The following is an 11,979-nucleotide window of genomic DNA, read 5'->3' as shown; positions in this document are numbered from 1 at the left end:
TCTTCTCGTTCGGACGGTGACTTCGTGGACGTACTGGGCGCTCGTGGTGATGCTGACACGGTCAGACCTCCACCGGCGGATACAGGCGGTCCATGTTGTACTGCCGGTTCCTTCTCGCGGCCCAGGTCGAGATGGCGATGAAGGCGACGGTCATGGAGAGGATGACGATGATCGCTGTGAGCAGGCGATCGTCGATGCCGCCGAGGATCAGCTGCCGCAGTCCGTTGTTGGTGTAGGTCATCGGGTCGATGACGTTGATGTACTGGAACACGTTGGTGGTCGTCGGAACGGGATAGATACCGCCGGCGGAGGTCAGCTGGATCATGAGGAAGGCGAGCGTGAACACGCGTCCGACTGCCGGGCCGAAGACCGCGTTGAACATCTGGATCATCGCCATGAACATCATCACCATCAGCAGCAGGAACCCGTACGTTCCCCAGGTGTGCTCGGGATGCAGCCCGATGCCGAAGTAGATGACCAGGTAGAGGATGGTCGCCTGTAGGAACCCGACGAACACGGTCGGCACGTACGAGGCGAGGATCACGCGGAAGGAACCGAGGCCCTGGGCGAGCGGACGCGCCTGCAGCGGGGTGAAGAGCATCCACGCGATGATGCCGCCGACGAAGAGCGCGAGGCCGAGGAAGAACGGCGCGAAGCCGTAGCCGAAGGTCTTGGCCTCGTTGTTGATCGTCTCCTTCAGCTCCACCGGCTGGGCGAGCGCCTGCACGAAGTTGGATTGCTGGTCCTCGTCCCAGTCGGGAAACAGGTTGAGCGCAGTATCGGCGGCATCGGCCAGCTCGATCGTGCCAGCCGCGAGCTGGTCCGTGCCAGACGACAGCTGCGCGGCGCCGGCGGAGAGCTCACCGAGGCCGGTATCCAGCTGATCAGCTCCGGAGCGGAGCTGCTCCGCGTCTGAGGAGGCGGTCGCGAGGTCGCGCTGCACGGCACCGTCCTCGATGGCCGTCATGATCACGTTGACGCGGCTGTCTGGATCGTTGAATTCGCCGGCGAGCAGGTTCATGTCGGTGTGCAGGGCGTCGAAGACCGTGACGAACTCCTCCGTCAGCCTGGAGTCCTGGATGTGCGTGTGCACGCTCTCGAGGCGGGCCGCGATCGCCTGCTCGACCGGATCGTCGCTTGCTGCGAGCTCGGTCATCATGGTTGCCAGCTCGCTGTCGGCTCGCGCCTGCGCGGCAGACGCCTCGTTGAGCGCCGTCGCGATGGTGTTCGTGCTCGTGACGACATCCGACGAGAGGTCTCGCAGCTCAGCGCCGGTGATGCCGGAGGTGGCGATCGCGTTGTCGACTCGGGTCACGGCGCCCTGCACGGCCTCATCGAGCGTGTCGATGGCACCGGCGAGCGTGGCCGACCCGTCCTTCGCCGTCACCAGGTTGTCCGCGATCTCCTTCGCACCGCTATTCGCCGTCTGCATGCCGGAGTTGAGCTCGTCGACGCTGCTGACGGCTTCCTTGAGCGTCGGGATCTCGGCTCTGACGGCTGCCAGTGCCTGGTCGAACATCTGCGCCGAGACCTGCTGGTTGACCATGACGATGACCTCTTCGGCCGCGTCCTGGCCGATGACCGTCGAGAGGTAGTTGTTGGAGTCGTTGTAGGTGAACTCGAGCTGCGCGGAGCGTGACTCGTTGGTGGTCACCGATGCCACGGCCTCGCTGAAGTCGGCGGGCACCGTGATCGTGAAGTAGTACTTGCCGTGCGCGAGGCCGTCGACGCCGTCCTGCTCGCTCGTCTCGGTGAGGTCCAGCTGCTTGGAGTCGATGAGGCCCTGCACGACCGAGTCGCCAGCGGTGAGCGGCTCACCCTCGACCGTGGCGCCCCGGTCGAGGTTGATGATCGCGACCGGGATCTTGTCGACGTTGCCGAACGGGTTCCAGAACGCCCACAGGTAGAGCGCACCGTAGAGCAGCGGCATGAGGATGACAACCGCGAGCGCGAGCCGCGGCATGCGGCCGCGGTAGTAGCGCTTGAAGTCGCTTCCTGGTGAGAACGCAGCGATCATCGCCCATCAGCCTCTCGCTCGAGCACGGCGAACTCCTTGTTCGTCAGGTTCTCCACGAGGAACTGGTCGCGGATTCCAGAATCTGGGCTGACGCCGTTGACGTCGGCGGTGATGACGGTCTGCTCCCTGCCGAGCTCGACGAGGCGCTCGATCAGCTTGTGCGAGCTCTCGATGCTCGCGAGCTTGTCGATACCCCCGACGACGAGGATCGGCGGCTTGCGGGTGTTCGCGACGGCGATGCGCAGCAGCGCTCCGGTCAGCTCCGGAAGCTCCTCGACCATCGCGTCCATGGTCGGCAGGGTGTACTCGCCGAAGACCGGGGCGCAGATACGCTCGAGGTCCGCCTGCTTCGACTGCCGCACCCAGCGGGCCCCTCGGGCTCCCCACCGGATCTGCTCGGTGATGATGTCGTGGACTCGGATGGTCTGGCCGATGCCATCGACCTCGTCGATGTTGGCGAGGGCAGCCTGCTTGAAGAGGTGGTGGGCGTCGTTGAGCCGCCCGAACGACTCGAGCTGCCCCGTCGAGGGCTTCATGCGCCCGGCCAGGGTGAGCAGCAGCGCTGTCCTGCCCCGGCCGCCCGCGCCAACGAGCACGGTGACTCCACCGGACCGGATCGTGAGGTTCACCGGCCCGAAGATGTGGCCCCAGGACGCCTTCACCTCGATGCCATCGGCGTTCAGGATGACGTCGCCGACCGCCGCCTCGCCTTCGGCGCGGGTCAAGGGAAGGGGGTGATCGCCGAACAGCTGCGTCACATCGCTCACGTCAGTCACTCCTGTTCGATGGTCCGGATACATGCAGCATCAGCGTTCGTCCTTCACGATCCGGCCGTTCTTGACGATGAGCGGGAAGTTCAGCTCCGGCTCGGCGATGACCGAGAGGTCGGAGAGCGGGTCGCCGTCGACCAGGATGAGATCGGCCCAGGCTCCCTCGGCGATGACGCCGAGCTTCGCGTCCCGATACGAGTTCCGCTCGCCGGCCATCTCGAAGAGGCTCGCGTTCCCGGAGGTCAGCATCAGGAGCGCCTCGGTCGGGCTGTAGAACTCGCCGAGTCGAGCTGCCATGACGCTCTGCCTCGCGGCCGCTCCGGGCTCGAGCAGGAGGTCGGTGCCCCAGGCGGTCTGCACTCCATGCTGCTTGGCCCAGGCGTAGACCTGCGCCGTGCCTCGGCAGATCTCGGCGTTCTTCTGCGCGCGATCGCGGTCGGGATAGTGGTGGTCGTCCTCCGCGAAGGGCTGCACCGAGAGCCAGGCACCCGCGTCGCGGATGAGCTTGACGGTGGCCTCGTCCATGAGGTGGCCGTGCTCGATCGAGCGCACACCGCAGTCGAGCGCCCTGGCGACTCCCGCGGAGGTGTAGACGTGTGCGGCGACGTAGGTTCCGTAGTCGGCAGCCGCCTGGACCGCGGCACGGATCTCCTCCGGCGTGTACTGCAGCGTGCTGAGCGGGTCGTAGAGCGATGCCGCACCACCCCCGAGCGTGAGCTTGATCTGGCTCGCGCCGGTCTTCAGCTGCTCCCTCACCGCGGTCAGCACCTGGGGGACTCCGTCCGCGACCTTCGTGAAGTGGATGTCCTCGGTGCGTGCGGGCCTGCCCCCGAACTCGCTCGGCTCCTCGTACACGAACGAGAAGTCGGCGTGGCCTGAGGTCTGGGAGATCATGGCCTGGCTGGGGAAGATGCGCGGCCCTTCGAGCACGCCGCGATCGATGAGCGTCTTGATCGGGCTGGTGTCGCCACCCATGTCGCGCACGCTCGTGAAACCGCGGAGCAGCATCTTCTTGGCTTCCGCGATCGTGTTGCCGTACAGCTCGCCCGTTGCCGCCTGCAGGAAGTCGTTCATGCTGTTGGCGTTGCCCATGAGGTGGACATGGGCGTCGGTGAGCCCGGGCATGAGGAATCTGCCGTGGGCGTCGATCTCACGCGCGCCGTCCGGGGAGTTGCTCGCCAGAGGAGATTCCGAGATCGCGAGCACTCGCGCCCCCTCGATAAGCACGTCCACATGATCGCGAACTCGTTCACTTATCCCATCGAAAAGCCTGGCATTTCGAATGATGATTCGTGGAGGGTTATCCGCGTCCTGGGGCATGAAAGCCACAGTAACCCGAGAGAAAAAATGTACCGAGACCGCCAAAGAATTTCACCCGGTTCGTAACCTGGGGTGTAACCCGACGTTTCACCCCGGGTTTCACCCCGGCCGCAAAGGCGCTCGTGACACTGCTCGTCACGACACGCTCGAAGGTCGCGTGACGCGTTCATTTCAGGATAGGTTTCTTCGGACAAGATTCCCACCGACCCGTATCGACAGTCGCCGCTGACGCCGACTTTCCGGGAACTACAGCCATCGCACCCGCCCCCTCTCCTCACTCCGAGAGGGGCGAAGAGACCCTTGAGAAGAAGGACGGTCGATCGATGAACATGTTTTTGCCATGAGATAAGCACTTTCTCGCCGAACCATCGATAACGACCCGCGCTTCCCCCAGAGAATGGCGATTCATGACCGCAGCCACCGCCGCAGACTCCAAGCAGAAGCTCGACGCCGCATTGGAGACGGGAAACCCGCGCAAGATCGCACAGGCCGCGATGGCGCACATCTGGCCGCTCTTCGACAAGCACTACCTGGATCTCATCCACGCTATAGAGAAGATCCCGCTGTCACTTCTCGAAAATTACCCGGTTCTTTGGATTCTTCACCGGGTGAATCCGGTTCTCGCCCATAAACGAACCCCGTTTAAACCCCACCTCAATCCGGAAACCGTCAAGAGCATGACCATCGACGAGGTCGACATGCTCACGCTCGCACAGATGATCGCCTTCCGGTACAGCGGCGATGTGACCGCCGCACTCGCCTATGCTGCCCGCCTCGCCGACCGCATCCGATCGCGGGGAACAGGGTTCCGCGAGCGGGCCGACGGGCCGCTGTGGTTCTACCACCAGCAGATCGGCTCGACGATGCTCGCCGCCGGAGAGACGGGCCCCGCGCTGACCGAGCTCGCCGCCTCAGCCGAGATCGGCCAGATCGCAGGCCGGCCGGACGCCAGGCGTCTCGCCCTCTCACGAGTCGCGCTCGCCCATGCGAAACGGGGATCGCTCGAGGAGGCGGAACGAGTCCTCGCTGAACTCCCCCAGCTTCCCGAGCCGTGCGCACCGTACAGCGAACCCACGCGCTTCGCAGAGAACACGGCAGCTGCCCTCATCGGCGTCGAGCGGATGATCGACGACATCGACCCCCTGCTCGCGAAGCTCGACTCGTTCGGCAGCCTGCAGGTGACCTGGCCATACGGGCTCCTCGCCCGAACGCGTTCCCTGCTCGCCCGCAAGCGACCGGACGAAGCGCTCGAGTGCGTGCACCTCGCCCGCGACGCACACACGGAGCAGCACGGCTCGCTCGCCATCGACGTCATGAACGCCGCGACCATCGACGCGCTGTGGGCACTCGGCTCGAAGAAGCAGGCGAGAGCAGCCGCCTTCCGGACCGAGCAGAAGGGGTTCCTCGAGACGAGCGCCGCAATCCGCCTCGCCATCGCCGACGACAAGCTCGACTTCGCCGAGACGCACCTGCGGCGTCTGTCCGAGCAGCGAACGCTCGCGCCCGCCCAGCACACGGAGCGCATCATCCTCTCCGCCTGGCTCTCCATCGCCAGGGCCGACTCGATCGACCCGACGACCGCCCAGCGCGTCGCGCACATCGTGCAGAGGGGCAACTCCCGACGCATCCTGAGCCAGATCCCGCAGGAGGTGCTCTCGAGCGTGAGGTGCGAGCTCGACGACTCCATGCACCCGACGTTCGACGTCTCCGTGAACGGCATCACGCACGTGATGGTGCAGACGCGCCCCACCCTGACCACCAGCGAGCTCCGCGTGCTCAGTGCACTCAGGCGAGAGCTGACCACCGCCGAGATCGCGGCGCAGCTGCACGTCTCCCCCAACACCATCAAGTCCCAGCTCAGGTCCGTCTACCGGAAGCTCGCCTGCTCGAACCGCGCGGAGGCGATACAGACGGCGCTCACCCTGCAGCTCATCTCCGTCGGCGACGACAACCGCTGAGTTCAGCATCGGGTGAGCTGATGCGCACGACCCTCCGACTGCTCCTCGCCGCTCGCGACCCTGCCCGGGCGCGACTCACCGCGGCCACCGCCGTCTCGCTCGGGGTCCTCGCGAGCGCGCTCCTCACCAACCTGCTCATCGGGCAGCTCCACGCCGAGCGCTCGCTCCTGAGCGTCGGCATCTTCCTGTCGATCATGGCCGGCGCCTCGGTCAAGGATCGCTCGCCACGAGAGCGCCTCGTCACGACGATGCTCCTCATTCCCGCCTCGGTGGCCGTGATCACCCTCGCAGCGTTCCTCACCCCGAACCGCATCCTCGCGATCGGTGCCTTCATCCTCGTCAGCGGAGCCGCCGTCTGGGTGCGCCGCTACGGCGCCAGGGCTGGCTCGCTCGGCACCGTCACCTTCATGGGGTACTTCTTCGCGCTCCTCCTGAAGCCCACGCACGATCAGCTGCCGGCGCTGTGCCTGATCGCCCTCCTCGCCTGCACGACACAGCTCGTCGCGCGTGCGGCCCTCCTCATGCAGAGACCCAGACGGCAGCTGCTGCTGCTCCTCCGAGAGCTGCGGGCTGCGTCGGAGTCGGCGCTCGAAGCCGCCTCGCGCCCCGGTCACCCCGGAACCCTGCGCCTGAGGCTCGCGCGCATCGACGCGACCAGCGAATCCATCGACGCGTGGCAGCGGAACTCAGACGCCGAGCTGCACGCGGACGGTGACCCGAAAACGCTCGGCGATCGGGTCCTCGACGCCCGCGTCGACATCCAAGAGCTCTGCTACCTGCTGGCCCGCCTCTCCGCGAGCGCCGCGGATCTGCCCGCCCACCTCCACCACGACCTCGCGCACCTCCGGACGGTGCTCGACGAGCGTGCTCCCGCGTGTGACATCAGCTCCGCCACCGAGTGGGCGACGGACATCATCGCGCATCGACCATCGCAACGCGGCACCCGTCTCGGGGCGACGTTCGCGAGCTACCTCATCGCCCGCAGCGTGCACGCGCACGCCCGGCTGCGAGAGCTCACCATCGTCGGCGCGCCATCAGACCCGAAACCGAGCCCGGGCTCAGGCTCGGCACGGCCGCACGTCTCACTCGCCCCGAAGCGGGATCCGTGGACGCGCATGACGGTGCAGGCCATGGCCGCGGCATCGATCGCATCTATCGTCGGCGAGTCCATCTCCGCCTCGCACTGGTACTGGGCGGTCATCACCGCATCCCTGATCTTCACCGGAACCACCACGAGAGGCGGCATCCTCACGCGCGCCTTCCGTCGGATCCTCGGCACCGCCATCGGCATCATCGTCGGCATGGCCGCGGTGGCCCTCGCCTCGGGGAACGTGAACGTGCTGAGCGCGATCTGCGTCCTCGGCGTCTTCGGGGCGCTCTACTTCGGGCCGCTCAACTACCTCTACTCGGCGCTCTTCACCACGACCATCCTCGTCGCCCTGTACCGCCTGCTCGGGAAGCTCGGCGCCGACGTCCTCGAGACTCGCCTCGAGGAGACCATCGCGGGCGGCGTCATCGGCGTGCTCTGCGCCTACCTCATCCTCTCGTCCAGCTCGAAACCGGCACTGGACGCGAAGGCGAACGCCTACCTGGACGCGTTGGAGGCGCTCCTCGGCAGACTGCTGGCGACCCCGGTGAACCCCGTCACGACCACCGCGCTCCGAACGGAACTTCGCGCGCTGGAGCTCGCGCAAGGCGACGTCGACACCGCCGTCTCCGGCATGTCCACGGCCTTCCTCGTCACCGGCCCGAGGAGAACAGGGAACGCCGTGCACCTCATGTACATCGCCACGAGATCCGCAGCTCGTCTCGTCCAGCTCGACGGCGATCTCGCCCGGCCGGACCCGCTGGTGGCCGCAGCGATCTCGAGGGTCGCCGCGCGCGCATCCGCCGCCCGCCACGCGCTGGCCGAGGCTCGCGGCCAGCCCTCGGTCGATCGGGATGCCGACGACCACCAGTCGGTCAACGCCCTGCTGCAGGACCAGGCCAGCTCCTTCGACCCCAGATCTCCATCCGGAGAAGCGCTGGTCGCGCTGCTCCGGATGGACTGGACGCTCGCCCAGGTCATCGACGACAGCACGGCTGAGCTGCCTCTCGAGCGCGGTGGACGGAAGAGGAAGCCCGCGCTCAAGGTGTCCGTGCCACCCGTGTGACGGGGCGGCGACTTTGACGGCGGCGGACGATCGGTGCCACGAATCGGACGGACGGTCACACGCTCGACTCCGAGTTCGAGGATGCTTGGCACATGACCACAGGAACCATCCCCACCGTCGCTGCGACGCAGACTCCTCAGACGCAGACTCCCCCAAAGACGGCGTGGGCCGCCATCGCGGCCATGATGGCGACGAGCTTCGTCCTCGTCGTCGCCGAGTTCCTCCCACCGAGCCTCCTGCCGTCCATGGCCGCCTCCCTCGGCATCACGGAGGGGCAGGCCGGCCAGACCGTGACCGTGACGGCGTTCGTCGGGTTCCTCACGGCCCCCACGATCGGCATCCTCGTGCCACGCCTCGACCGCCGCACCCTGCTCGTGGTGCTCGCCGGCGCCGCCGCACTCTCGAGCGCGGTCGTCGCCGTGGCCCCCGGGTTCGTGCTCCTGCTCATCGCCCGGCTCCTGCTCGGCGCGGCACTCGGCGCCTTCTGGGCCATGTCCATCGCCATCGCCGCGAGCCTCTCCCAACCGAAGCACCTGGGCAGGGCCATCATGCTCGTCAACACGGGCACCACGGTCGCGACCGTCGCCGGCGTGCCGCTCGGCAGCTACCTCGGCACGATCATGGACTGGCGCCTCATCTTCGCGAGCGTCGCCATCGTGACCGTCGTCGTCGCGATCGCGCTGCGACTGGCCCTCCCGCACGTTCCTCCGACCGCATCGAGCGGCGGCTTCCGCTCGCTCGTGGAGACGCTCCGCGTCCCCGGCATCCGCGTGGGACTCACCGGACACATCCTCACCGTCCTCGGCCACTTCGTGGCCTTCACGTACATCCGCCTCGCCATCGACCGAGTGCCCGGACTCGACGGGGTCGGGGTCGCCGCCCTGCTCGTCGCCTTCGGCATCGGCGGTGTCATCGGCAACTTCGTCGTAGGCCTGCTCGTCGACCGGCACCTCGCCGTGCTCCGCTTCGCCGTGCCCCTCCTCATCGGCGTCTCGATCGGCATCGTGGCGCTCGCACCCGGCCAGATCTGGCTCGTCGCGGTCGCCGTCACCACGTGGGGCATCGGGTTCGGCGGCTGGCTCACGACGCTGGGGACGTGGATGGGTCGCCTCGTCCCCGACCGTATGGAATCGGGTGGCGGGCTCTCGGTCGCCGGCTTCCAGCTCGCCATCACCCTCGGTGCCGGTGTCGGCGGCCTGCTCATCGACCTGATCGGCGTCACACCCGCACTGGTCGTCGCGTCCGTATCGGCGATCGTCGGCGGCCTCATCTTCGGCAGCGCGCGCTTCCCCGGCCGCACCAGCTGAGCGGCTCGACTGCCCAGGTCGAGCGGATGCGCGTCAGGAGCTGGCGCGCATCCCTCGCTCCGACCGTGCTCTCGCCTCGGCACGCCAGCGTCCGGGCGTGGATCCCGTGTGCCGCTGGAACGCGCGGCTGAAGCCCGCCTGCGACTCGTAGCCGAGCCCGCTCGCGACCGCCCCGATCGTCAGCTCGCTCCGCAGGAGCAGTCCCTTGGCCGTCTCGATGCGCACGCGTGTCAGGTATCCGATGGGCGTCTCGCCGACGGACTCCTGGAACCGCGCGGCGAAGACCGAGCGCGACATCCGCGCGACGCGGGCGAGCTCGTCGAGCGTCCACGGGTCGCCCGGCTTCTGGTGGAGGGCCTCGAGGGCGGCCGCGAGCTGTGGCTCGGCGACGTCACGCAACCAGCCCGCAGGCGCGCATCCCGCCTCGTTCCAGGCACGGAGCGCCGTCGACACGATCGTCGTCGCGATGCGGCTGCAGATCACGGCGTCACCCGGCCGAGGGTGAGCGCCCCCGAGACTCCAGGCGCACGCCATGCCATCGATGAGCGCCACCATCGAGGGCTCCTGCGCGGCGAAGTCACGCACGATCAGGGAAGCCGGCAGCGCCTCGGCCGCGGTCTGCGCCTGTGGTGCCTCCTCGAAGCCGACGTCGATGAACTCGGCTTCGACGCTCGCGAGCACCGAGGACACGTGCCCCCTGGGGAAGAACACCAGGTCACCCGCCACGAGGTCGACGACCGGTGCCCCCAAGGCCGAGAGTCGGATGGCGCCGCGGAAGACGAACACGAACCCCGGACCGGCATGGCGGCGCACAACCGGCTCCCCAGCAGCGAGCTGGTGGCGGTGCGATCCGATGAGCGTCCACTCCAGGGTGGCAAGGGCGCGGTCGAACGCATCACTCGGGGGCGCCTGCAGCATCGTGGTCGTCACACTGAGTCGAACACCACGGACCCGGCGCTTGTTCCGCGCCTCACCGAAGCGCGCGCTCGTACCTCCGCCTCGCCACGATCTGCGCGGCCCGGAGGAACGGGAACAGCGTGCGCCAAGGTCCCGATGGCGCCGCTCGGGTCAGCGAGCGGATCGTGAACTCGACCCGAGCATCCACTCGGCGGACGATGAACGCCTCCTCGCCCTGCACGGGATGACCCGGCAGGGTCCGGTAGGCGAACCCCACCCTCGTCGGCTCGTCGACGACGGCCACGACCTCGACGGGCTCCTGGATGCGCACCCCACCCCACCCGGCGATGATCGTCGGACGTGCCCCCACAACCGCACGGGCCCCGTCCGGGTGCACCTCGAACCCGCTGCGCGTCTTCACTCGCCAGACGAGCACGTCTGCCGCGGCCCGCTCCCACAGCGCATCCCCGTCGCCGAGGGCGACCGTCTTCTCGAAGCGTCGGAGCCGCCCAGCCTCAGGGCGCCACACGTCGAGGTGCGGTTGCGTGAGCGCCTGCGGAACGGACGTGGCCATGCCCCCAGCCTGGCATCCGGCTGACTCCTCGGCGAGCTCGAGTTCCGAAGCGCTCGGTTCCTGCACCGCAGGTCGCCCGCTGCCGGTTCCCGCTTCCAGTCGGGACGGTCAGTCCAGCAGGTGCTTCTGCCCGAACATCTCCGCGGTCGCGCGCGCAGTCGGCGTTCCCGCGTCGAGGTCCGCGCCCGCGTCCCGGAGCAGGCGCACGATCTCGTCCTCGCCCTTGAAGAGCGCCCCCGCGATGGGCGACTGGTTCCGCGCGTTGCACAGGTCCACGTCGGCTCCGTGACGGATGAGCGCCTGAACGGCCCCCGCGTGGCCGCTGTACGCGGCGAGCATCAGCGCGGTATTGCCGGCCGCATCCTGCAGGTCGACGGGCATGCCCTGGTCGATGAGATCCACCAGAGTCTTGCTGTCACCGCGGCGAGCACAGCCCATCGCGAGCTCCGTCAGCGTCTCGACTTGTTCTGGCGTCAGTTCGGGCATGGCAACAGGGTATCCGCCGCTCCGGTTTGACTCGCTACGATGTGGCCACCCCAAGCATCGGAGCCCTCGTGAAGACCATCGGCGTCAGCATCGCAGTCGCGGCAGCGACCCTCCTGTTCCTCAGCGGATGCGCGCAGACAGCCGCGTCGGCGGCCGGCACCTGGGGCACCCCCGACTCGAGCGGCCAGGGCGAACCCGGCCTGCGCCTCTCCGACGACGGCAGGGTGACGGGCAACGACGGCTGCAACCGGCTCATGGGCGACTGGAGCGAGACCGACGGGAAGATCGAGTTCGGAGCCCTCGCGTCGACGATGATGTTCTGCGAGGGTGTCGACACCTGGCTCGTCGGCGCCGCGTCGGCCTCGGTCGACGGCGACTCGCTCCTGATCTACAACGACGCCGGCGACGAGATCGGCACGCTCCCCCGAAGCTGACGCGCACCCCGGGCGCCCCCGTTCGATGCGGCAATCCGGGCGACGCGCACGCTCCGAATACCC

At 67.9% G+C, this 11,979-nt stretch carries 10 protein-coding genes; 4 read left to right on the top strand and 6 right to left on the bottom strand.

From position 1 onward, the window contains the following. Positions 1 to 61: 61 nt before the first annotated feature. Genes ITJ61_RS13540 through ITJ61_RS13530 form a run of 3 tightly spaced genes read right to left on the bottom strand, consistent with a single transcriptional unit; the run spans position 62 to position 4,014 of the window. Complete coding sequence (locus tag ITJ61_RS13540) at positions 62 to 2,017, bottom strand: YhgE/Pip domain-containing protein (RefSeq protein WP_104330185.1); 1,956 nt, start codon at positions 2,015 to 2,017, stop codon at positions 62 to 64. After that, positions 2,014 to 2,784 (bottom strand): ATP-binding cassette domain-containing protein, encoded by a 771-nt coding sequence (locus ITJ61_RS13535; RefSeq protein ID WP_228496674.1) that lies wholly within the window; start codon positions 2,782 to 2,784, stop codon positions 2,014 to 2,016. Before ITJ61_RS13535 ends, ITJ61_RS13540 begins: the two co-directional genes overlap by 4 nt. A 39-nt stretch (positions 2,785 to 2,823) precedes the next feature. Beyond that, complete coding sequence (locus tag ITJ61_RS13530; protein WP_323744359.1) at positions 2,824 to 4,014, bottom strand: amidohydrolase family protein; 1,191 nt, start codon at positions 4,012 to 4,014, stop codon at positions 2,824 to 2,826. Between the two features lie 500 nt (positions 4,015 to 4,514). On the opposite strand from ITJ61_RS13530, the gene ITJ61_RS13525 reads away from it, so the two are divergent. From ITJ61_RS13525 to ITJ61_RS13515, 3 genes are all read left to right on the top strand, one after another. After that, positions 4,515 to 6,065, top strand: coding sequence for a helix-turn-helix transcriptional regulator (locus tag ITJ61_RS13525; protein WP_194686435.1), 1,551 nt, complete (start codon positions 4,515 to 4,517; stop codon positions 6,063 to 6,065). A gap of 20 nt (positions 6,066 to 6,085) precedes the next feature. After that, positions 6,086 to 8,218, top strand: coding sequence for an FUSC family protein (locus ITJ61_RS13520; RefSeq protein ID WP_194686434.1), 2,133 nt, complete (start codon positions 6,086 to 6,088; stop codon positions 8,216 to 8,218). Positions 8,219 to 8,310: 92 nt separating this feature from the next. Further along, positions 8,311 to 9,525, top strand: coding sequence for an MFS transporter (locus ITJ61_RS13515; protein WP_104342717.1), 1,215 nt, complete (start codon positions 8,311 to 8,313; stop codon positions 9,523 to 9,525). Positions 9,526 to 9,558: 33 nt separating this feature from the next. On the opposite strand, the gene ITJ61_RS20350 is transcribed toward ITJ61_RS13515, so the two are convergent. The 3 genes from ITJ61_RS20350 to ITJ61_RS13500 form a co-directional block, all read right to left on the bottom strand. Continuing rightward, complete coding sequence (locus ITJ61_RS20350; RefSeq protein WP_219819580.1) at positions 9,559 to 10,455, bottom strand: helix-turn-helix transcriptional regulator; 897 nt, start codon at positions 10,453 to 10,455, stop codon at positions 9,559 to 9,561. A gap of 40 nt (positions 10,456 to 10,495) precedes the next feature. Beyond that, positions 10,496 to 10,996, bottom strand: a complete 501-nt coding sequence (locus tag ITJ61_RS13505) for a DUF1990 family protein (protein WP_104307646.1) — start codon at positions 10,994 to 10,996, stop codon at positions 10,496 to 10,498. A 108-nt stretch (positions 10,997 to 11,104) separates the two neighbouring features. After that, a complete protein-coding gene (locus ITJ61_RS13500) occupies positions 11,105 to 11,482 on the bottom strand; it encodes an ankyrin repeat domain-containing protein (RefSeq protein ID WP_104342716.1) in 378 nt (125 codons plus the stop codon). A 41-nt stretch (positions 11,483 to 11,523) separates the two neighbouring features. On the opposite strand from ITJ61_RS13500, the gene ITJ61_RS13495 reads away from it, so the two are divergent. Beyond that, positions 11,524 to 11,916: an META domain-containing protein gene (locus ITJ61_RS13495; protein ID WP_258063385.1), complete on the top strand. Its 393-nt coding sequence runs from the start codon at positions 11,524 to 11,526 to the stop codon at positions 11,914 to 11,916. Positions 11,917 to 11,979: the final 63 nt, after the last annotated feature.

Origin of the sequence: Pseudoclavibacter sp. VKM Ac-2888, assembly GCF_015351285.1 — a bacterium.
GTDB lineage: Bacteria > Actinomycetota > Actinomycetes > Actinomycetales > Microbacteriaceae > Pseudoclavibacter.
This window is presented reverse-complemented; position numbering and strand designations above follow the sequence as displayed.